The following is a 21,039-nucleotide window of genomic DNA, read 5'->3' on the forward strand; positions in this document are numbered from 1 at the left end:
AGTGTCAGGAGTCACTTTGGAATATAGCCATTTTGGGAAATGAATGGCGCGAGTGACGGGGCTCGAACCCGCGACCTCCGGCGTGACAGGCCGGCACTCTAACCGACTGAGCTACACCCGCGCACTGACGAGCACGTGTCAGCCGTGTTCGTCGTTGGGGCGCTGGATAAGGGGTTCGCCTGCGGGTGTCAAGCGCGGTATTCAAGCATTATAGCAATCAGGAGAAGGTTTTTTGACAGCGCCATTGAGCCTGGGAAAATCCGCACTGCAGGGCGCACGCCGTCCGTTCATTTGGCCTTGCGAATACGGCCCTAACTGCTTAAAGGTCCGCGCTCAAGCGGGCGATTAGCTCAGTTGGTAGAGCGCTTCGTTTACACCGAAGATGTCGGCGGTTCGAGCCCGTCATCGCCCACCAGTCCGCCGGACAAGCAGAACGCAGAATGCGGCAGCGGCCCTTGCCGGGCCGCCACCTTGTCGAGAGCCGGGTTCAGGCCGCTATTGCCTCACGTAGCAGCGCTTGTGGGCGCCCGGCGCGGGATCATCGCCGAAAGCGTTGTTGCCGCAGCGGACGCCGTTTCTGAAAACATTCTGCGTGTATTGGCCACGTGCGCCGTATCTGACCATCGCGCGGCCGCGGAAACCGCAGAACTCGCCCTCCCTGGCGCAGGCTACCCATTCGCCGCGGTCCGGGCGTGAGCCGTAATCATTGTCCCCGTAATTGTTGTCATCGCCATAACCGCCGCCGCGCGCCACGAAATAGCAGGCCTTGTCGCGGCCGGGAGCGGGGTCGCCAAAAAGGCGATTCGAGCAGGGCACGGACTGACGATCGAAAAACCGCGAGGTTGTTCGACCCCGTGCGCCGTAAACGACCTCCGTGGGATAGGGCAAGCGGCATATGCCGCCTTCATCGGCGCATCGCCGCAGCTGCTGCGCCGAGGCCGAGGTGGGGAAAAGGGCGGACGCCGCGGCGACCAGCCCGGCCAGACACATGAAGGCCAGCATCGTTCGGATCGAGACGTGAAAAGTTTTTAACACGAATTGTCTCCCGGTTTGGTTGTACGCAGGCATCCTATCGCAGACCGACTAAATGCGCGATGAATGCCTGATTGCTGTCGGGAGCTGTCAGGCAAGCACTTTGACGGCCGTCTGCCGGCCGCCATAGCCGACATCGAGCTTTGGGCTTCGGTCGCGTTCGGCACTCAAGCCAACGGCCGGGAGCTGTTGACAAGTCGCTGCCGTGTCAGGATCAGGGTGCCACGACCTTACCGGCCAGGAGCGGGGGGCAATCATCGGGACAGGCCCTGCCTATGCATTGGCCTGGCCGATTGCCGACCGTCAAAACCACCGCGATGGTGGGCGGCAGGGGAAGCCGCGGCTCGTCCCCGACCAGATCGATCCGGTGAGGAGAAAAGATGATTGAACTGCCTTTTGCCCGCGAAGAGTATCAGCAGCGGCTCGCAAGAATCCGCGCCGAGATGGCAAAGCGCGGCATCGAACTCCTGATCGTCAACGACGTGGCCAACCAGCATTACATCACCGGCTATGACGGCTGGTCGTTCTACACGCCGCAGGTGGTGCTTGTTCCGATCGAGGACGCCGAGCCTGTCTGGATCGGCCGCGCCATGGATGCCGCCGGCGGCTTGCTGACGGCCTGGATGAAGCCGGAAAACGTGGTCGGATTTCCGGAGGACCATGTCCAGCGCGCCGATCGGCATCCCATGGACTGGATCGCGGCGTGGATCGTCGCCAAGGGCTGGGGCAGCCGAGACATCGGCATCGAGCTCGAAGCCTATTATTTTTCACCGAAGGCTCATGCGCGGCTCGTCGCTGGGTTGCCCAATGCGAAATGGCACGACGCCGACCTGCTCGTGAACTGGATCCGCGCGGTGAAATCGGCGCCGGAAATCGCTTATCTGCGCAAGGCATCGAGGCTGGCCGAGGCGGCGGTCGCGCGGGCCTACGAAGTCATTGCGCCGGGTGTGCGCGAATGCGATGCGATTGCTTCCATCCAGGCGGCGCAGATTGCCGGAAGTCCCGATTTCGCCGGCGACATCACGGCGCTGCCGCCGACGATCCTCGGCGGCGAAAACGCTTCCGCGCCGCACATCATGTGGAGCGACCGGCGGTTCGGAAAGGACGAAACGATCGCGCTTGAGCTAGCCGGCGTCTGCCGCCGCTATGCCGCCGGGCTCGCCAGGACGATGCAGCTCGGCAAGACGCCGACCCGCGTCGCGGACACGGCGAAGGCTGTGATCGAGGGCATGGATGCGGTGCTCGATACGGTCCGGCCGGGCACGGCCGCCGAAGCGGTCGAAGCTGCGTGGCGCAAGGTCATCCAGCGCCACGGGCTGAAGAAGGAGTCGCGCATCGGCTACTCCATCGGCGTTGCCTATCCGCCGGATTGGGGCGAGCATACGATCAGCCTGAGACCCGGCGACAAGACGGTGCTCCAACCCGGCAATGTCGTACACTCCATCCTGGGCATGTGGATGGACGGCTGGGGCATCGAGATCAGCGAGACCATTCTGGTGACCGATACCGGCAACGAGACGCTGACCAAGTTCCCGCGGGATATCCATGTCAAAGCCTGACCGACCGGCCGGCGCGAGCGATCCCGCGGCCGACATCGATGCCGGAATTCTCGATCGGATGATCGAGATCCGCCGTCACTTGCATCGTTACCCGGAGCTTTCAAACCGCGAGGCGGGCACGCAACGCTATTTGCGGGAGATGCTCGAGAGCGAAGGCATCGCCGAGATTCGCGACGTTGCCGGCTATGGGCTTGCAGTCGATATCGTCGGCACCGGCCGGCCGTCCAACCGCAAGCTCGCCATCCGCGCCGATATAGACGCCTTGCCGATCGAAGAGGAATCCGGCGTCGATTATGCGTCGGAAAATTCAGGCGTGATGCATGCCTGCGGCCACGACGCCCATGCCGCGATGGGCTTTGCGGTGGCAGCGCATCTGCATCGCTCACGCGAAAGTTTCGGCGGGACTGTTCGGCTCATCTTCCAGCCGGCCGAGGAAGACGAGCCGTCAGGAGGCAAGCGGGTGGTGGAGGAGGGACTTCTCGACGACGTCGACGCGGCGATCTGCGTCCACGTCGATCCGTACACGCTTTCCGGCAAGGTCGCCGTCGGCTCCGGGCCGTACACTCTGGCATGCGACACGTTCGACGTGCTGGTCACCGGCTCGGCGGCGCATGCGGCTAAACCCTATGAAGGTGTCGACGCGCTGACTGTCGCCTGCTCCATGGTGAGCGAATTGCAGAAGATCGTTTCGCGCGAGACCGATCCCTATGATCCGCTGGTCATTTCGGTGACCGCCATCAATGGCGGCAATGCCTACAATGTCACCGCCGGCAAGGTCGCGTTGAAAGGCACAATACGCAGCGGCAATGATGCCACCCGCGAGCGCGCCTGGCGCCGGCTTCGCGAGGTGCTGGAGGGCGTAGCGGTCAGCCATGGCGCCAAGGTGAAGGTCGACATCCATCGCGGCGAACCCGGCGTCGTCAACGATGCGGAAATGGCCGAACTGATCCTTGCCAGCGCGCAGGCCAGCATCGGCGCGGACAATGTCCTCACCATGCCCGGCTGGAGCATCGCCGATGACTTCGGCTACTACAGCGAGAAGCGTCCGGCGGTCTATTTCCGGCTCGGCATCCGCAACGAGGAGGTCGGATCGGTCTATCCGCTTCACCATTCCAGGTTTCGCGTCGACGATGCCGCGTTGAAGAATGGCGTCCTTACGTTGGTTTCCGCGGCAACGATGTACCTGGCCGGGCAGGAGAATCCTGGCGTCTAGCGAGGACCGCCAATCTGTTAGAGGTACTGCGCGACCTTCTTGCCGACAGTCAGGAAGCGCAGCGGGTCGACCGCCTCGCCGTCGTGACGCACTTCGTAGTGGAGGTGCGGCCCGGTCGAACGGCCGCTGCTGCCGGTCTTGCCGATGACCTCCCCGGCGGCGAGTTTCTGGCCGATACTCACATCGATCTCGCTCAAATGCCCGTAACGTGTGGCAAAGCCGTTGCCGTGGTCGACCTCGACCATGCGGCCGTAGCCGCCGGCCCAGCCGGCCCTGGTGACGGTGCCGGCGGCCGTGACCTTGGCCGGCATGCCGATCGGCGCCCTGAAATCCATTCCCGTATGCAAGGCGGCGGTGCCGAGGATCGGGTCGGTGCGCACACCGAACGGGCTGGTCACCGTATGGCCCGGAGCGGGGTTGGCGAGCGGCAGCTTGCGCGCCTCCTTCTTGACCCCGTCGAGCGCATCGAGTGCCTCGTCCAGTTCCTTGACCTTGCTGTCGAAAACCATCGAGGGATCAATCGGAACCAGTGGGCCGCCGACGTCGCTCTTGCCGAACTCGCTGTCGACCGGCAGGCCCGCCGCTTCCAGCGCCTGGGCGATGGCGTCGGCATTCTTGTAGGCGTTGTCGGCAAGCGTGGTGATGCGCGAAAGCTGCTGGTTCTCGATGGCCTTCAGCGAAGTATTGATCGAGACGAACAGCTTGTCGGCGCGGTCGGCGGCCGTTTCGCTGTCAAGCGGGTCGGATCTTGTCGACCAGAGCGAGAAGGGCCTGGTGTCGCCGGCGCTCAAGGATGCGACGGAATAGGTCGGCGCCTGCGAAAGGCTGCCGGTGACCTCTGGATTTGCGTCCGGCTTAGGCGCCGCTGCGCTCGTCGCGGGAACGTCGCCGACCTCGTTCTCGGCGCGCTCGAGGATCGGCCCAAGCCGTCCGTGCCGCTCGCTGAGCTGGGTCTGCCTGGCCAGCAACTCGCTGACCTTGGTCTCCATCAGCTGCTGATCGAGAAGCTGGCGGCTGGTGATGCGGTCGACCTGGGCGCGAAGGGCCGAGATGCGGTCCTCATAGGCCTGCTGCATGCGCGCCTGTCTTGCCGTCGTGGCGCCGATCAGGTCGTCGCGCAGCACCAGATAGGAAGTCGCGAGCAAATAGCCGATGGCGATCGCCGCCAGGGCCGAGCCGATGAACGCGGCGAGCCAGGGGCGGATGGTGAAATGCCTTATCTCGTTGCCCCGGGCGATGATGACCGTGTGCGGTTCCTTACGCCTGCCGAAGACAGCTGACTGACGGGTTGGTTTCACGGGGACCAAGCTTTCGTTACGGGACCAACGACAAGCCTGATTACACATTATTAGGGTTAACAAAGTTTTGCCGGCCGGGATCTCGGCGCAATCTTTGCCCGCATCGCGAGTGCGAGGTTGTGATAAGACGTGTCGGCGGCTCAGAGCGCGCGGGCGGCCTCAAGCACCTCTTCGGCGTGGCCTTTGACGCGAACCTTGCGCCAGACGCGGGCGATCCGCCCATCCTTGCCGATCAGGAAGGTGGCGCGCTCGACACCCATATATTTGCGCCCGTACATCGTCTTCTCGACCCACAACTGATAGGCCTCGATCACTTTGCGCTCCTCGTCGGCGATGAGATCGATGGTGAGATCGTACTTCGCCTTGAATTTGTCGTGTTTCTTCACGCTATCGGGAGACAGCCCGATCACCACGGCGCCAGCCTTCTCGAACTCCGGCTTCAACTGCGAGAAGCTGATAGCCTCGGCGGTGCAACCTGTGGTGTCGTCCTGCGGATAGAAGTAGAGTACAACCGGCTTACCCCGGAGCGCGGCGAGGCTGAAAGAGCCGCCGCCGTCACGCGGAAGATCGAATTGGGGTGCTGCGTCGCCCACGTCGAGATCAGCCATATCGATGCCCTTGTTTGCGGTTACGCGCGGGAAATCATCGATATAACGTGAAGCGGGGATTCGTCCACGACGAGTTCGTCACAACGGAATATTGCTTGGATCAGGAAGAACCGCAGCACGAGAAGATCAGGTTCAGGCGTGACGAGATCACCGACCTGGCGAGGCTTCCGTCCGCGTGCAGCGTGCCGCCGCTCGGCCGGGCAGCGGTGCGGCGGCGTTTCCGCACCCTCGGCCGGATGTTTGCCGGACTTTGCGCGCTCGTGCTTCTGGCGGCGGCGGGCGTCTATGTCCTCGGCGCCTCCGGTATCGGCACGGAGCGCCTCCGGACCGAGGCGGAGACCGCCATCGAGAAGCTGGCCGGCGTCGATGTCCACGTCACCGTCGGCGCGGCGCGGCTGACGCTCGACGGGTCGAGCTTCGTCGCCCTGCAGGTGAACGATGTCAGCCTGAAGACGGCCGACGGCAAGCCGATGGCCGATATCGGGCGCGTGCGTTTCGGCATGCGCCTGCTGCCGCTGCTTTCCGGCGATGTCAGGCTGACCAGCGCCAGATTTTCCGACGCCCGCATCGTGGTGGCCGCCATGCCCTCCGGCGGCGGCGACTGGACGGCGGCGCTGCGCAACGAGGACGGCCTTGTCGACCCGGAGAAAGTGTCGGCGGCGGTGTTTTCAGGCGTCAATGACGCGCTGGATGCGGTGCGCGAGGACTCCATGCGCCAGATCGATCTGCGCAATGTCGAGTTCGAACTGCCGGACACCGGGCCGGTCAAGCGCGTGACCGTCGCCTCGGCGACCGTCGCTCAGACCGGTACGGGAAGCATGCAGGCCTCCTATGATGCCGTTGTCGATGGCCGGCGCGCGACCTTGACCGCCTCGGCGACGCGTGATGCGACGGCAAGGAGCATTTCGTCGCTGGACGCCAACCTCGAGATAGAAGGCGCCCCCGCCGAGGGCAGTTCGACCGAGGTCGCCCCGGCGGCCGATGGCGCCAGACTGGGTTCGATCGCGTTGAAGCTTTCCGGCTCGGAAGCGTCGGGCGACAGCCCATCGCGCCTGGCGGCTTCGCTCTCGCTCGACGGTTCGGTGCTCGACCTGGACGAACGCGGGCTGTTGCCGACCGATGTCGATGCCGATGCCACGCTGGTGGCCGGTTCGAACAAGATCTCGGTCGACCGGCTGCGGATCAGGAGCGGCCGCTCCAGCTTCGACCTCGCCGGATCGATCGGGCCGAAGCCGGCAGTGGCGGGGGAGGAGCCCGCCTACCGCTATGACCTCACCAGCGACGGTTCGACGCTGGCGCCTTCGGAATCGCCGGAACCGGCGCTTCAGTTCCTGGCCCGTATCGCCGGAGTCTACCAGCCAAAGAGCCGCAAGCTCGTCGCCGAGCAGATCGGCGTGCGCTCCGGCGGATCGGGCGAGGTGCTGGGCGCGGCCACTGTCGCCTTCATCGACAACGGCCCGCCAGGCGTATCGCTGTCGCTCAACGTGCACGACATGCCGGTCTCGCATGTCAAGCAATTATGGCCGTGGTTCTCGGCCCGCAATGCGCGGCTTTGGGTGTTGGGGAATCTGTTCGGCGGCACGGTGACCGACGCCAATCTGCAGTTCCAGGTCGTGCCGGGGCGCCTGGGCAACGGCGTGCCGCTTACCGGCGACGAAGTGTTCGGCCGTTTCCAGATCGAGGGATCGCGCTTCGATACCGCCGGGCGCATTCCGCCGGTCCGCGACGCCGCCGGCGTCGTTGCGTTCCACGGCAACGATGTCGACATCACGCTCTCCTCGGGCAGCGTCTATATGCCGAGCGGCCGCACCGTGGCGGCAAGCGGCGGCACGTTGACGATCAAGAACGCGAACCTGCCGATTGTGGTCGGCAAGCTCGACATCGACGTCGCGGGTGAGGCGCCGGCGATCGCCGAGCTCGCCTCCTACGAGCCGATCAACGCCATGCGCCATGTCGGACTGGCGCCGGAAGACCTGTCCGGCACCCTCACCGGCCACGTCAGGGCGGACATTCCCCTGACTAGGGGCATGGACACCTCGACGCTCGATTGGCTGGTTTCGCTCTACTATCAAAACCTGTCGCTGGCGAAGCCGTTCGAGGATCAGACGGTGACCGAGGCCGATGGCTCAATCACCGTCGGGCCAAAGCAGGCGGTGATTTCCGCCGAGGCCAAGCTCAACGGCATTCCGGCCGAACTCGATCTGATCGAGCCGCTTGCCGACGACGGGCCGGCGCGAAGACGCAAGGTTACACTGGTCCTCGACGACAAGACGCGCAACGCCAGCATGCCCGGCCTGTCGGACCTGCTTTCGGGAACCATCAAGGTGGCGATCGACAAGAGCGGCGAGGGCGCCCAGCAGGTTTCGGCGGACCTGACCAACGCCAGGCTCGACATTCCCTGGGCAGGCTGGAGCAAGGGCGCCGGCATTCCCGCCAAGGTCGCTTTCGACATGGCGAAGTCCGGCAGCACCACCACATTGACGGATTTCGATCTCGGCGGAAAAAGCTTCTCGATCGACGGCAATGTGACGCTGGTCAACGGCTCGCTGTCCGCGGCCCGCTTCAGCAAAGTCGCGTTGAACAGAGGCGACGACGTTGCCGTTTCGGTCAAGCGTTCCGGCAAGAGCTACGCTGTCGATGTCAGCGGCGCGTCGCTCGACGCCCGCTCGCTGATCAAGCAGTTCACCTCGGATGTCGATACCGCCACGAAGGGCGCCGGCAACGGTGCGATCTCGGTGAGCGCCGATGTGGCATCGCTGACCGGTTTCCATGACGAAGTGCTCTCCAACCTCAAGCTCGAATACAGCGCCGCCGGCTCGCGCGTGAACGGGCTCAACGTCACGGCCGCGGCAAGCTCCGGCGCCGCAATCGCGATCAACAACACCACCAGCGAGGGCGGCCGCTCGCTTAGGGTCAAGTCGGCCGATGCCGGCGCGATCCTGCGTTTCCTCAACGTTTACGAGCATATGGAAGGCGGCGCGATCACGCTGTCGCTCTCGGGCGCCGGCGACGGTCCGATGAAGGGGCAGGTGGATGCCAGCAATTTCTATGTGGTCAACGAACCCAAGCTGGCTTCGATCGTGTCGACAACGCCGGCCGGCGATACACGCAGCCTGAACGAAGCCGTCAAAGGCAACATCGATACATCGAGGGTGCAGTTCGAGCGCGGCTTTGCCGAGATCGACAAGGGTTCCGGCTATCTGAAACTGGCGAACGGCCTGCTGCGCGGCCCGCGCATCGGCACGACCTTCCAGGGCACGCTCTACGACCCGAACAACAACATGGACATGACCGGCACCTTCATGCCGGTCTATGGCCTCAACCGCATCTTCGGCGAATTGCCGCTGTTCGGGCCATTGCTCGGCAACGGGCGCGACCGCGGCCTGATCGGCGTCACCTACCGGCTGCGCGGCAATGCCAACAAGCCGACCCTCAACATCAACCCGCTATCGGTGGTGGCGCCAGGCATATTCCGCTCGATCTTCGAGTACAGGCAACAACAGCCATCCCAAAATGCGCAGTAAGGTGCGGCCGGTCAGACCGGCCGCACCAGCACGTGCTTCTTCTTGCCGAGCGAAAGCTTCACGACACCTTCCGGACCGAGATCCTGAAGCGTGACGACGTGCCGGTCGTCGGTCAGGACCTGGTCGTTGATGCGCACGGCGCCGCCCTGGATATGCCTGCGCGCTTCGCCGTTCGAGCCGGCCAGCCCGGCGCTCACGAACAGCGCCAGGATGCCAATCCCGGCTTCGAGGTCCGATTTGGCTACCTCGACGCTGGGCAGCGTGTCGGCGAGCGCGCCTTCCTCGAAGGTCTTGCGCGCCGTCTCGCTCGCGGTCTCGGCCGCGTCGCGGCCGCGCAGCATGGCGGTGATCTCGGTGGCGAGGATTTTCTTCGCCTCGTTGATCTCCGAGCCGCCGAGCTTCGCCAGCCGCGCCACCTCGTCCAGGGGCAGCGTGGTGTAGAGCTTCAGGAAGCGCCCGACATCGGCGTCCTCGGTGTTGCGCCAGTACTGCCAGAACTCGTAGGGGCTCAGCATGTCGCCATCGAGCCAGATCGCACCGGAAGCCGACTTGCCCATCTTGGCGCCGGACGAGGTGGTGAGCAGCGGGGTGGTCATTGCGAAGAGTTGCACACCCTCCATCCGGTGGCCGAGATCGATGCCGTTGACGATGTTGCCCCACTGGTCCGAGCCGCCCATCTGCAGCCGGCAGCCGACGCGCTTGTAGAGCTCGACGAAGTCGTAGGCCTGCAGGATCATGTAGTTGAATTCGAGGAAGGACAGCGACTGCTCGCGGTCGAGCCTGAGTTTTACGCTATCGAAGGCGAGCATGCGGTTGACGGAAAAATGTCGGCCGACATCGCGCAGGAAGTTGACGTAGTTGATCTGCATCAGCCAGTCGGCATTGTTGACCATGACCGCGTCGCCCGGGCCGTTGCCGAACTTCAGGTAAGGCGCGAAATTGCGACGGATGCCGACGAGGTTGTCATCGATGTCCTGCGGGGTCAAAAGCTTGCGCGCCTCGTCCTTGAAGGACGGGTCGCCGATCATCGAGGTGCCGCCGCCCATCAGCGCGATCGGCCGGTGGCCAGTCTGCTGCAGCCAGTGCAGCATCATGATCTGGATCAGCGACCCGGCATGCAGGCTTTTGGCGGTGGCGTCGAAGCCGATATAGGCGCTCACCGTTTCCTTGGCGAAAAGCTGGTCGAGGGCGGATTCATCCGAAATCTGGTGGATGAAGCCGCGCTCGCTCATGATGCGCAGGAAATCGGATTTGAAGGCGGACATTTTTTCTTCCTGGAGATCGCCGGGCGCTTGGCCATGCTTGATATGAAGGCGCGCGTTTAGCATCCAACCACGGACAGCAAAAGTGGAATCCGGTTTTGCGTCCAATCGAGCGCGGCGGCGCCGTCCTTGCTTCACCCTTTTTGCTGGCGTAATGAAACGCCGCGCAAAGACAAGCGCGCCGCGACGGGGCCATCCCGCAGTTTCAGATCGGAAAAGCTCCCGCGATGAACAGGAACTACCTCTTCCTCTTTCTGTTCAGCATCGTCATGACCGTCAGTGGGCTGGCCAGCCTGCCACCGGTGGACCGCGATGAATCCCGGTTCGTCCAGGCGACCAAGCAGATGGTCGAGACGGGCGACTATGTCGATATCCGCCTGCAGGATGTCACGCGCTACAAAAAGCCGATCGGCATCTACTGGCTGCAGTCGGCGGCGGTCGCATTGAGCGGCGAGGGGGCCGCGGCGCCGATCTGGGTCTATCGCCTGGTCTCGATGCTGGGCATCGCGCTGGCCGTCGTCGGCGTCGGTTGGACCGGGACAAAACTCTTCGGCGCCAATGCCGGGCTGGCCGCCGGCCTGATGATGGCGGCGATCTTCGCCACCGCCTTCGAGGGGCGCGACGCCAAGACCGACGCGATGCTGCTTGCCTGCTGCGTGGCGGCGCAAGGCGCGCTGGCACAGGTCTATTGGGCGGCAAAGCGCAACGAGCCGGTACCCGGGCATCTGCCCTGGATCTTCTGGATCGCGCAGGGGTTGGGCATCCTCATCAAGGGACCCGTCTCGCCGCTCTTGTCCCTGCTCACGGCCGCGGCGCTCATTGCCTTCGACCGCGACTGGCGCTGGCTGCTCAAGATGAAGCTGGTGCGCGGCGTCCTGATCGTGCTCGTGATCGTGCTGCCATGGATCGTCCTCATCAGCTGGAAGAGCGGCGGTGCCTTCTTCCAGGAAGCGGTCGGCAAGGACATGCTAAACAAGGTGGCGCAGGGCGAGGAATCGCACGGCCTGCCGCCCGGCTTCTACATGCTGACCTATTCGCTGTTCATGTGGCCCTTCGGGCTGATCGCAGTCGGCGCCGGGCTGCAGGCCATCAACCGTTTTTGGGACGATCCGCGCCTGCGCTTCTGCCTCGCCTGGTACATTCCGTTCTGGCTGGTGTTCGAGGCGATCCCGACCAAGCTGCCGCACTATGTGATGCCGGCCTATCCAGGCATGGCGCTTTTGATCGGCTGGCTGCTCACCTTGCCGGCGGACCAAGCCAACGCGCCGCTCAAGCGCTGGCAGACATGGCTTTGGTGGGCGACCGCCTTTGGCCTTGCCGTTGTCGCGATCGGTTTGGCCGTGGTCTGCGTCGGCGCGCCGCTTTATCTTGCCAAGACCTTTTCCTGGTGGAGCATTCCGGCGGCGATCGCCGCTCTGGTCACCGGCTATCTTGCCTTCCCGCGGCAATTGCAGGTGCCGCTTGGCCGCATCGCCGCGATCGCGGTCGGCGCCGGCATCACCTTCAGCCTGCTGTTCGGCGTCATTGCGCCGTCGCTGAAACCGATCTGGCTCAGCCCCGCCGTCAAGGCCGCCGTCGACGCCAACCGCCTTTGCGACACCACCGTGCTTGCCTCGGCGAAGTTCCAGGAGCCGAGCCTGGTCTTCCTGGTCGGCACCAAGACCGTGCTGACCGACGTCGAGGGGGTGGCGCGGCATCTGCTGGCCGATCCGGCCTGCGCGCTTGGGCTGGCGCCGATCAAGGACGAGCAGAAGCTTGCCGATGTGCTGACCGCCCAGGGCAAGTCGGCGAAGCGGCTGACCGAGATCGTCGGCATCAACTATTCGTCAGGAGACAGACTGTCGCTCGGGCTTTATCGGGTGGCGCCGTGAACAATAGCGTCGGATATCGAATGTCCCTATGAGCACGCGCTAAAGCCATGTCCGCCGCGCCCCTTGCCCTTTACCGCCGCTCGCTCGGCAATTTCCGCGACACGATGTCGATCGTGAGGCGGCGCTTTGCCGTGCGCCCGGCGCGTTATCCGCGAATTTTGTGGGGTGTCTGGCTGCTGGCCTGGCTGCTGCTCATCGTGGCGGCTTTCCTGCGCCTTGACGCCAACGCCGGCGAGATGCGCGGCGAATGGTCGCCCGGCTTCGTGCGCTTCACCGATTTCTTCACGCAATTCGGCCTGGGCGGCTGGTATCTCATTCCGGCAGCGCTCTGCCTCGTCGCCGCCAACCTGACGGACTGGCGTCGCCTGTCCAGGGACGGGCGGATGCTTGTCTATAACTGGACCTGTTTCGCCTTCCTGGTGCTTTGCGCAGTCGGCCTGTCCGGCCTTGCCGTCAACGTGCTGAAATACGGCATCGGCCGGGCCCGGCCGCTATACTTCGACAGTTTCGGCGTGCTGTCGCTGCATCCCTTCGCCATGGACGCGCGCTTTGCCGGCTTTCCGTCCGGCCATGCCACGATGATGGGCGCGGTGTTCGGTATCCTGTTGCTGCTGTTCCCGCGGCGCTGGACTATCGCGCTGGCGGTCACGGCCTGCATCTCGTCGACCCGCGTCTTCGTCGGCGCGCATTATCCAAGCGACACGGTTGCGGGTTTCGGTCTGGGGCTGGCGTTTGCGGTGGTCTCGGGGCTGGTGTTCGCCCGGCTCGGTTTCATCTTCGGCCAGACAAGCTCGAAGCTGCCGGTGCGCAAGCGGACATTCCGGCTGAAGCCGTCCAACGCGCCAAGAGGCAGGGTTTCGATGGCCGGCCCGGCTGAGGACGGCCAGATAAGCGTCGACCAAACTCAGACCCATTAGGCGCCCGGATTGGGCAGCCAGCGCGGTTAGCGCAGGCGCTTCGGCCTCGGATCGGCCAGCTCGCCCGCCAGTCGTCGGTCGAGATAGTCGGCACATTCGTGGATGAGCAGTTCGGAATCGTTGGCGAAGAAGTGGTTGGCGCCAGGAATCGTCTTCTGCGTGATGGTGATACCCTTCTGGGTGTGCAACTTGTCGACCAGCCCCTGCACGTCCTTCGGCGGCGCCACCTTGTCGGCATCGCCATGGATGATGAGGCCGGACGACGGGCAGGGAGCCAGGAACGAGAAATCATAAGTGTTGGGCTGCGGCGCGACCGAGATGAAACCTTCGATCTCCGGCCGGCGCATCAAAAGCTGCATGCCGATCCACGAGCCGAACGAATAGCCAGCGACCCAGCAGCTCTTGGAATCCGGATGCAGCGACTGCACCCAGTCGAGGGCTGCGGCGGCGTCCGACAATTCGCCGGTGCCGTGGTCGAACTCGCCCTGGCTGCGGCCGATGCCGCGGAAATTGAAGCGCAACGTGGTGAAATCGCGCTTCTGGAACATGTAGAAGAGGTCGTAGACGATCTTGTTGTTCATCGTGCCGCCGAATTGCGGGTGGGGGTGAAGCACGATGGCGATCGGGGCGCTCTTTTCCTTCGAGGGCTGATAGCGTCCCTCCAGGCGACCGGCCGGACCGGCGAAAATGACCTCAGGCATAAAATACTCCACGTGGCATATGAATGCGCTAGCCCGGAACTCTTCTGGCCCCAACTCTCCCGGGGTCCCACACCTTCTGTGGCCTTGACGCCGGGCAAGCGTCTTCCTAGAAGCTAGTTTAGAATTGTTCAAAACTGGGAGGCCGAAACCCGATGGTTCGGCCGCCCGCGCCGCAAGCCGGGTAAATAGGACGGCTTGCCTTGCAATTTCAAGGAAATAACGCGCTATCCTCGTGGGATAGTTGGCGAAAGGACGAACTGAGCGAAAATGGCCGCAACCCGCGCCTATCTCGACTACAACGCCAGCGCGCCGCTCATTGCGGAAGCGCGGGCGGCGATGGTCGCCGCGCTCGACGCCGCCAACCCGTCATCCGTCCACACCGAAGGCCGCGCCTCGCGCCGGCTGGTCGAGGATGCGCGCCGCGACGTGGCGCGGCTGGTCGGCGCCAGGCCAGAGCACGTCGTCTTCACCTCCGGCGCCACCGAGGCCGCCTCGACGCTGCTTGGGCCCGACTGGCAGATGGGGCGCGGCTCGGTGCGCATGAGCCACCTCTATGTCTCCGCGGCCGACCATCCCTGCATCCTGAATGGCGGGCGGTTTTCGCCGGTGCAAGTGACGAAGATCGGCGTCGACCGGAACGGCATTGCCGATATCGAGGCGCTTTCTGCTGCGCTTGCCGCGCATGACAAGGCCGCCGGGCTGCCGCTGGTGGCGATCCACGCCGCCAACAACGAGACCGGCGTCGTCCAGCCGGTCGGGCGCATCGGCGAAACCGTCAAGGCCGCCGGCGGCGTGCTGGTTATCGACGCCGTGCAGGCAGGCGGGCGGATTCCGCTCGATATGTCAGCCCCTTATGCCGACTACCTGATCCTGTCGTCGCACAAGATCGGTGGGCCCAAGGGCGTCGGCGCGATCGTTGCCGCGTCCGATTTGATGATGCCGCGGCCGCTGGTCAATGGCGGCGGCCAGGAGAAGGGCCATCGCGCCGGCACGGAAAACGTCGCCGGGATCGTCGGTTTCGGCGCAGTCGCGCGGGTTGCCCTTGCAGGCCTGGACGATGTCGATGCCGTTTCGCGGCGCCGCGATGAGATTGAAGCCATCGTGACCGAACTGGCGCCGGACGCGGAAATCTTCGGAAATGGCGCTCCCAGGCTTGCCAACACGACATTCTTCGCTATTCCCGGCGTCAAGGCCGAGACGGCGCAGATCGCTTTCGATCTTGCCGGCGTCGCGCTGTCGGCGGGTTCGGCCTGCTCGTCGGGAAAAGTCGGGCCAAGCCATGTGCTGAAGGCGATGGGCCATGGCGACAGCCTGGGCGCGTTGCGGGTCTCGATCGGTCGGGCGACCGGCGCCGAGGATATCGAGGCCTTCCGGACAGCACTGGCCGGCATCGTCGCCCGCCGCGCGGGCAAGGAAGAAGCCGCCTGAGAATGGCGGAGCATCGGAACGAGAAACGCCTTGCGGCCTCGGATTTCCGCTGCCCGAACAAGAATTCAGGCTTTAGGGCCTGGTAGAGCCGTGCGTTTTGTCCTGGCCGGGTGAATTTCCGGCCGATACGCACTATATGGAACTTACTCCGCTGCGAGTCCCTCCCTGGGACGCGATTTCGGCGGTGCCATAGTTTGAAAACTGCCGGGCCTTGACCCCGGCGTGGATGGAGAACGCTTATGCCTGCTGTGCAGGAGACGATCGATCGGGTTCGAAAGATCGACGTCGACCAGTATAAATACGGATTCCAGACAGAGATCGAGATGGACAAGGCCCCCAAGGGCCTGAGCGAAGACATCATTCGCTTCATCTCGGCCAAGAAGGACGAGCCGGACTGGATGCTCGAATGGCGTCTGGGAGCCTATCGTCGCTGGCTGACGCTGGAAGAGCCAACCTGGGCGCGCGTCCACTATCCGAAGATCAACTTCCAGGACATCCACTACTACGCCGCGCCGAAGAGCACGCCGGGACCGAAGTCGCTGAGCGAAGTCGACCCTGAACTCCTCAAGGTCTACGAGAAGCTCGGCATCCCGCTCAAGGAGCAGGAGATCCTGGCCGGCGTGCAGAAGACCGCAGCTGTCGACGCGGAAGAAGACGAGGTTGGCGACAACGTCTACAAGTCCGGCCGCGTCGCGGTCGACGCCGTGTTCGATTCCGTTTCCGTTGTCACCACCTTCAAGAAGGAGCTGGCGCAGGCCGGCGTCATCTTCTGCTCGATCTCGGAAGCGATCCGCGAGCATCCGGAACTGGTGAAGAAATATCTGGGCTCGGTCGTGCCGACCTCGGACAATTTCTACGCGACGCTGAATTCGGCCGTATTCACCGACGGCTCGTTCGTCTTCGTGCCCAAGGGCGTTCGCTGCCCGATGGAGTTGTCGACCTATTTCCGCATCAACGAGAAGAACACAGGCCAGTTCGAGCGTACGCTGATCATCGCCGAGGAGGGGGCTTACGTCTCCTATCTCGAAGGCTGCACGGCGCCGCAGCGCGACGAGAACCAGCTGCACGCGGCGGTGGTCGAGCTGATCGCGCTCGACGATGCCGAGATCAAGTATTCGACTGTGCAGAACTGGTACCCCGGCGACGCCGAGGGCAAGGGCGGCATCTACAATTTCGTCACCAAGCGCGGCGACTGCCGCGGCGATCGCTCGAAGATCTCGTGGACGCAAGTCGAGACCGGTTCGGCGATCACCTGGAAATATCCGAGCTGCATCCTGCGCGGCGACGATTCCTCCGGCGAGTTCTATTCGATCGCGGTGTCGAACGGTTATCAGCAGGTCGATAGCGGCACCAAGATGATCCATCTCGGCAAGAACACGTCGAGCCGCATCATCTCCAAGGGCATCGCCGCCGGCTTCTCGCAAAACACCTATCGCGGCCAGGTCTCGGCGCATCGCAAGGCGGCCAATGCGCGCAATTTCACCAATTGCGATTCGCTCCTGATCGGCGACCAGTGCGGCGCGCACACCGTGCCTTACATGGAAGCCAAGAATTCGACGGCGCAGTTCGAGCACGAGGCGACGACGTCGAAAATCTCCGAGGACCAGAAGTTCTATGTCATGCAGCGCGGTATCCCCGAGGAAGAGGCGATCGCACTGATCGTCAACGGCTTCGTCAAGGACGTCATCCAGCAGCTGCCGATGGAGTTTGCCGTCGAGGCGCAGAAGCTGATCGGCATCAGCCTTGAGGGTTCGGTCGGCTGACCGCAAAAGACATTCAGGAAGAAATTATGCTTGAGATCAAGAATTTGCATGCCCGCATCGTCGACGACGGCACCGAGATCATCCGCGGCCTGAATCTCTCGGTAAAAGCCGGCGAGGTCGCCGCCATCATGGGTCCGAACGGCTCGGGCAAGTCGACGCTGTCCTACATCCTCGCCGGCCGCGAGGATTATGAGGTCACCGAAGGCGACATCCTCTATAACGGCCAGTCGATCCTCGAAATGGATCCGGCCGAGCGCGCCACGGCCGGCATCTTCCTCGCCTTCCAGTATCCGATGGAGATACCGGGCGTCGCGACCATGGAATTCCTGAAGGTGGCGATGAACGAGCAGCGCAAGGCGCGCGGCGAGGAGCCGCTGAAAATCCCCGAATTTTTAAAGCGCGTAAAAGATGCCGCAGCCTCGCTCAACATGGATATGGCGATGCTGAAGCGGCCGCTCAATGTCGGCTTCTCCGGCGGCGAGAAGAAGCGCGCCGAGATCCTGCAGATGAAGCTGCTCGAGCCGAAGCTTTGCGTGCTCGACGAGACCGATTCCGGCCTCGACATCGATGCGCTGAAGATCGTCTCGGACGGCGTCAACGCGCTGCGTTCGCCGGACCGGGCCATCGTCGTCATCACCCACTACCAGCGCCTGCTCGAGCACATCGTGCCGGACTCCGTGCACGTGCTCTACAAGGGCCAGGTCATCAAGTCGGGCGACAAGTCGCTGGCGCTCGATCTCGAGGCCAACGGCTATGCCGGCGTGATCGGCGAAGCGGCGTGAGATGGCAGTCGAGGCAAGAGCCATGAACATGCATGCACAGCCCCAAAGGACATTGGCCGAGACGGCGCTGATCGATGCCTTCGGCGAGCGGCTGTCGCTGCTGCCCGGCGACGGCGCGGTGATGGTCAAGCGCGACGACGCGATCGAGGCGATCAAGCACGGCCTGCCGACGCGCCGCGTCGAATCCTGGCATTATACGGACCTGCGCCGGCTGCTCACTTCGGTGCCGGCGTTCGAGACCGACGCCGTCGTCAAGGCGCTGGCGCCGATCCTTGAAGGCTCGGCGGTGCTGCCGGTGCTGAACGGCGTCTCGCAATCGAAGCTGCAGGAGATCGAAGGCGTCGCGGTGCAGCGCCTGTCGGAGAAACTGACCGACGGCAGCGTGGCTCCGGGACTGGACCCCTACGGCAGCGACGACGCCATCGGTGCGCTCAACACCGCTTTCGTCGCCGACGGCTTATTCGTCGATATCGCCGACGGTGTGGAACTGGAGAAGCCGGTCGAATTGCAGAACCTGCAGGCCGGCGGCCAGTCGCATGTGCGGCTCTTGGCGCGTGTCGGCGCCGGCGCCAAGGCGATTGTCGTCGAGCGCCAGACGGGCGAGGGCGACGAGGCGCTCGTCTCTTCGGTCAGCCAGCTCGTGGTCGGCGACGGCGCGGAAGTGACCTGGTTGATCGTGCAGGAGCAGCCCGATACGGCCACGCATCTCGCCCAGTTCAAGGCGCATATCGGCAAGGATGCCAAGCTGACGCTGTTCGTGATGAACGCCGGCGGCAAGCTCGTTCGCCAGGAGATCGTGGTCAGGACGACGGGCGAAGGCGCGGACTTCAAATTGCGCGGCATCAACCTTCTGGCCGGCGACACCCATACCGACACCACCATGGTGCTCGACCACGCCGTGCCGCACACGACCTCGACGGAAGTGATCCGCAATGTCGTGACCGGCAAGGCGCGCGGCGTCTTCCAGGGCCGCATCAATGTGCATCAATACGCGCAGAAGACCAACGCCAAGATGGCCTGCAACACGCTGCTTCTGTCGGACGACGGCGAGTTCTCGACCAAGCCGGAGCTGGAGATCTTCGCCGACGACGTCGTCTGCGGCCATGGCGCGACGGTCACCGAGATCGACCACAACCACCTGTTCTACCTGATGGCTCGCGGCATCGACGAGAAGTCGGCGCGGGGCCTTCTGGTGAAGGCATTCGTGGCCGAAGTGATCGAGGAACTGGACGACGAGGCGCTGGTCGAAGCGCTGGAAGCGCGGCTCGACGGCTGGTTTTTGACGCACGGGTAGCGCCTACCTTCTCCCCTTGTGGGAGAAGGTGGCCGAGCGAAGCTCGGTCGGAAGGATCGCGGCTTCGGCCGACAAGGACTTCGAAATGGACCAGAAGATCGAAACCACCCCATATGACGTCGAGGCGATCCGCCGCGATTTCCCGATCCTGTCGCGCCAGGTCTACGGCAAGCCGCTGGTCTATCTCGACAATGGCGCCTCGGCGCAGAAGCCGCAGGTGGTGCTCGACACCATCCAGCACGCCTATTCCCAGGAATACGCCAACGTCCATCGCGGTCTGCATTTCCTCTCCAATGCCGCGACCGATGCCTATGAGAATGCGCGCAAGTCGGTGCAGCGGTTTCTCAATGCGCCGAGCACCGACAACATCGTCTTCACCTCCAACACCACCTCGGCGATCAACACGGTCGCCTATGGCTGGGGCATGCCCCGGATTGGCGAGGGTGACGAGATCGTGCTTTCGATCATGGAGCACCACTCCAACATCGTGCCGTGGCATTTCATCCGCGAGCGGCAGGGCGCCAAGCTGATCTGGGTGCCGGTCGACGATCTCGGCGCCTTCCATATCGAGGAATTCGAAAGACGGCTGACCGACCGTACCAAGCTCGTCGCCATCACCCAGATGTCGAATGCGCTGGGCACGGTGACGCCGATCAAGGAGATCGTGCGCGTCGCGCATGCGCGTGGAATTCCGGTCCTCGTCGACGGCAGCCAGAGCGCCGTCCACATGCCGATCGACGTGCAGGATCTCGACTGCGATTTCTTCGTCTTCACCGGACACAAGGTCTACGGCCCTTCCGGAATCGGCGTGCTCTACGGCAAGAAGGACAGGCTGGAAGAGATGCGCCCCTTCATGGGCGGCGGCGAGATGATCGAGGAAGTGACGGAGGACATCGTCACCTATAACGAGCCGCCGCATCGCTTCGAGGCCGGCACCCCACCGATCGTGCAGGCGATCGGTCTGGGCGCGGCGCTCGATTACATGGAGAAGGTTGGCCGCGAGCGCATCGCCGCGCACGAGGCGGACCTCAAGACTTACGCGCATGAGCGGCTGCGCGCGATCAACTCGCTGCGCATCTTCGGCGACGCGCCTGGCAAAGGCGCCATCATCTCGTTCGAATTGCAGGGCATCCATGCGCATGACGTGTCGATGGTGATCGACCGGCAAGGCGTCGCCGTCCGTGCCGGCACGCATTGCGCCCAGCCGCTGTTGAAACGCTTCGGCGTAACCTCCACATGCAGGGCATCGTTCGGCATGTATAATACCAGGGCCGAAGTGGACGCCTTGGCCGAGGCGCTGGAAAAGGCGCGAAAGTTCTTCGGGTGACGATGATGGACGACGTGAGCACCACCGCAGAAAAAGCGCCGGAAACGGCCGCGAACGGCATCGTTTCGGCCTCGGCGATCCCCGCCGATGAGCTGGCGCGGCTGACCGACGACATCGTCTCGGCGCTGAAGACGGTCTACGACCCAGAAATCCCGGCCGACATCTATGAGCTCGGCCTGGTCTACAAGATCGACATCGAGGACGATCGTTCGGTCAAGATCGACATGACACTGACCGCTCCGGGCTGCCCGGTGGCCGGCGAGATGCCTGGCTGGGTCGAGAACGCCGTCGGCGCCGTCGAAGGCGTCTCCGGCGTCGAGGTCAACATGACGTTCGACCCGCCATGGACGCCCGACCGCATGTCGGAAGAGGCGCAGGTCGCGGTCGGGTGGTATTGAGCTTGACTTGCACGCTAGGTGAAACTTCACCATCTTAAGGGCAGACTCATTCCGCGGGCCTT

Annotated in this window: 16 protein-coding genes and 2 tRNA genes; 12 read left to right on the top strand and 6 right to left on the bottom strand. The window is 63.8% G+C overall.

Translation table 11 applies throughout. From position 1 onward, the window contains the following. Positions 1-44: 44 nt before the first annotated feature. Positions 45-121 (bottom strand) — tRNA-Asp (locus tag FJ417_RS10070). A 218-nt stretch (positions 122-339) separates the two neighbouring features. Between FJ417_RS10070 and FJ417_RS10075 the strand changes: the two genes are divergently transcribed. Then, positions 340-415: transfer RNA gene (locus FJ417_RS10075), tRNA-Val, on the top strand. Between the two features lie 80 nt (positions 416-495). Here the strand turns inward: FJ417_RS10075 and FJ417_RS10080 are convergent. Next, complete coding sequence (locus tag FJ417_RS10080) at positions 496-1,035, bottom strand: hypothetical protein (protein WP_348639925.1); 540 nt, start codon at positions 1,033-1,035, stop codon at positions 496-498. Positions 1,036-1,412: 377 nt separating this feature from the next. On the opposite strand from FJ417_RS10080, the gene FJ417_RS10085 reads away from it, so the two are divergent. After that, on the top strand, positions 1,413-2,591 hold the full coding sequence (locus tag FJ417_RS10085; RefSeq protein WP_140783281.1) for a M24 family metallopeptidase: 1,179 nt from the start codon (positions 1,413-1,415) through the stop codon (positions 2,589-2,591). Beyond that, positions 2,578-3,804: an amidohydrolase gene (locus tag FJ417_RS10090; RefSeq protein WP_140783282.1), complete on the top strand. Its 1,227-nt coding sequence runs from the start codon at positions 2,578-2,580 to the stop codon at positions 3,802-3,804. Before FJ417_RS10085 ends, FJ417_RS10090 begins: the two co-directional genes overlap by 14 nt. Before the next feature lie 17 nt (positions 3,805-3,821). On the opposite strand, the gene FJ417_RS10095 is transcribed toward FJ417_RS10090, so the two are convergent. After that, positions 3,822-5,102, bottom strand: a complete 1,281-nt coding sequence (locus FJ417_RS10095; protein ID WP_140783283.1) for a M23 family metallopeptidase — start codon at positions 5,100-5,102, stop codon at positions 3,822-3,824. 140 nt (positions 5,103-5,242) lie between these two features. Continuing rightward, positions 5,243-5,710 carry a peroxiredoxin gene (locus tag FJ417_RS10100; protein WP_140783284.1) on the bottom strand — a complete coding sequence of 156 codons (468 nt, stop codon included), beginning with the start codon at positions 5,708-5,710 and terminating at the stop codon, positions 5,243-5,245. A 95-nt stretch (positions 5,711-5,805) separates the two neighbouring features. On the opposite strand from FJ417_RS10100, the gene FJ417_RS10105 reads away from it, so the two are divergent. Then, complete coding sequence (locus FJ417_RS10105) at positions 5,806-9,234, top strand: DUF3971 domain-containing protein (RefSeq protein ID WP_140783285.1); 3,429 nt, start codon at positions 5,806-5,808, stop codon at positions 9,232-9,234. Between the two features lie 11 nt (positions 9,235-9,245). Here the strand turns inward: FJ417_RS10105 and tyrS are convergent, their stop codons facing one another. Further along, positions 9,246-10,499: a tyrosine--tRNA ligase gene (gene tyrS, locus FJ417_RS10110; RefSeq protein ID WP_140783286.1), complete on the bottom strand. Its 1,254-nt coding sequence runs from the start codon at positions 10,497-10,499 to the stop codon at positions 9,246-9,248. A gap of 224 nt (positions 10,500-10,723) precedes the next feature. On the opposite strand from tyrS, the gene FJ417_RS10115 reads away from it, so the two are divergent. Continuing rightward, positions 10,724-12,367 (top strand): glycosyltransferase family 39 protein, encoded by a 1,644-nt coding sequence (locus FJ417_RS10115; RefSeq protein WP_140783287.1) that lies wholly within the window; start codon positions 10,724-10,726, stop codon positions 12,365-12,367. Positions 12,368-12,414: 47 nt separating this feature from the next. Further along, entirely contained in the window at positions 12,415-13,284 is an 870-nt protein-coding gene (locus tag FJ417_RS10120) for a phosphatase PAP2 family protein (RefSeq protein WP_181183193.1), read from the top strand. A gap of 26 nt (positions 13,285-13,310) precedes the next feature. On the opposite strand, the gene FJ417_RS10125 is transcribed toward FJ417_RS10120, so the two are convergent. Further along, a complete protein-coding gene (locus FJ417_RS10125; RefSeq protein WP_140647795.1) occupies positions 13,311-13,985 on the bottom strand; it encodes an alpha/beta hydrolase in 675 nt (224 codons plus the stop codon). A 267-nt stretch (positions 13,986-14,252) separates the two neighbouring features. On the opposite strand from FJ417_RS10125, the gene FJ417_RS10130 reads away from it, so the two are divergent. The 6 genes from FJ417_RS10130 (at position 14,253) to FJ417_RS10155 (ending at position 20,977) form a co-directional block, all read left to right on the top strand. Beyond that, positions 14,253-15,413 carry a cysteine desulfurase family protein gene (locus tag FJ417_RS10130; RefSeq protein WP_140783288.1) on the top strand — a complete coding sequence of 387 codons (1,161 nt, stop codon included), beginning with the start codon at positions 14,253-14,255 and terminating at the stop codon, positions 15,411-15,413. Between the two features lie 239 nt (positions 15,414-15,652). Beyond that, positions 15,653-17,176, top strand: coding sequence for a Fe-S cluster assembly protein SufB (sufB, locus tag FJ417_RS10135; protein ID WP_140783289.1), 1,524 nt, complete (start codon positions 15,653-15,655; stop codon positions 17,174-17,176). Between the two features lie 26 nt (positions 17,177-17,202). Next, a complete protein-coding gene (sufC, locus tag FJ417_RS10140) occupies positions 17,203-17,958 on the top strand; it encodes a Fe-S cluster assembly ATPase SufC (protein ID WP_140783290.1) in 756 nt (251 codons plus the stop codon). 22 nt (positions 17,959-17,980) lie between these two features. Beyond that, complete coding sequence (gene sufD / locus FJ417_RS10145; RefSeq protein WP_140783291.1) at positions 17,981-19,252, top strand: Fe-S cluster assembly protein SufD; 1,272 nt, start codon at positions 17,981-17,983, stop codon at positions 19,250-19,252. A gap of 85 nt (positions 19,253-19,337) precedes the next feature. Further along, positions 19,338-20,579 carry a cysteine desulfurase gene (locus FJ417_RS10150; protein WP_140783292.1) on the top strand — a complete coding sequence of 414 codons (1,242 nt, stop codon included), beginning with the start codon at positions 19,338-19,340 and terminating at the stop codon, positions 20,577-20,579. 5 nt (positions 20,580-20,584) lie between these two features. After that, entirely contained in the window at positions 20,585-20,977 is a 393-nt protein-coding gene (locus FJ417_RS10155; protein ID WP_140647788.1) for an SUF system Fe-S cluster assembly protein, read from the top strand. The last annotated feature ends 62 nt before the right edge of the window (positions 20,978-21,039 follow it).

Origin of the sequence: Mesorhizobium sp. B3-1-7 (assembly GCF_006439385.1) — a bacterium.
Taxonomy (GTDB): domain Bacteria; phylum Pseudomonadota; class Alphaproteobacteria; order Rhizobiales; family Rhizobiaceae; genus Mesorhizobium.

What these genes read in the sequence shown, in the direction of transcription:
- FJ417_RS10085 (WP_140783281.1), top strand. Translation starts at nt 1,413, where the DNA reads ATGATTGAACTGCCTTTTGCCCGCGAAGAGTATCAGCAGCGGCTCGCA.
- FJ417_RS10090 (WP_140783282.1), top strand. Translation starts at nt 2,578, where the DNA reads ATGTCAAAGCCTGACCGACCGGCCGGCGCGAGCGATCCCGCGGCCGAC.
- FJ417_RS10100 (WP_140783284.1), bottom strand. Translation starts at nt 5,710, where the DNA reads ATGGCTGATCTCGACGTGGGCGACGCAGCACCCCAATTCGATCTTCCG.
- tyrS (WP_140783286.1), bottom strand. Translation starts at nt 10,499, where the DNA reads ATGTCCGCCTTCAAATCCGATTTCCTGCGCATCATGAGCGAGCGCGGC.
- FJ417_RS10115 (WP_140783287.1), top strand. Translation starts at nt 10,724, where the DNA reads ATGAACAGGAACTACCTCTTCCTCTTTCTGTTCAGCATCGTCATGACC.
- FJ417_RS10120 (WP_181183193.1), top strand. Translation starts at nt 12,415, where the DNA reads ATGTCCGCCGCGCCCCTTGCCCTTTACCGCCGCTCGCTCGGCAATTTC.
- FJ417_RS10125 (WP_140647795.1), bottom strand. Translation starts at nt 13,985, where the DNA reads ATGCCTGAGGTCATTTTCGCCGGTCCGGCCGGTCGCCTGGAGGGACGC.
- FJ417_RS10130 (WP_140783288.1), top strand. Translation starts at nt 14,253, where the DNA reads ATGGCCGCAACCCGCGCCTATCTCGACTACAACGCCAGCGCGCCGCTC.
- sufB (WP_140783289.1), top strand. Translation starts at nt 15,653, where the DNA reads ATGCCTGCTGTGCAGGAGACGATCGATCGGGTTCGAAAGATCGACGTC.
- sufC (WP_140783290.1), top strand. Translation starts at nt 17,203, where the DNA reads ATGCTTGAGATCAAGAATTTGCATGCCCGCATCGTCGACGACGGCACC.
- sufD (WP_140783291.1), top strand. Translation starts at nt 17,981, where the DNA reads ATGAACATGCATGCACAGCCCCAAAGGACATTGGCCGAGACGGCGCTG.
- FJ417_RS10150 (WP_140783292.1), top strand. Translation starts at nt 19,338, where the DNA reads ATGGACCAGAAGATCGAAACCACCCCATATGACGTCGAGGCGATCCGC.
- FJ417_RS10155 (WP_140647788.1), top strand. Translation starts at nt 20,585, where the DNA reads ATGGACGACGTGAGCACCACCGCAGAAAAAGCGCCGGAAACGGCCGCG.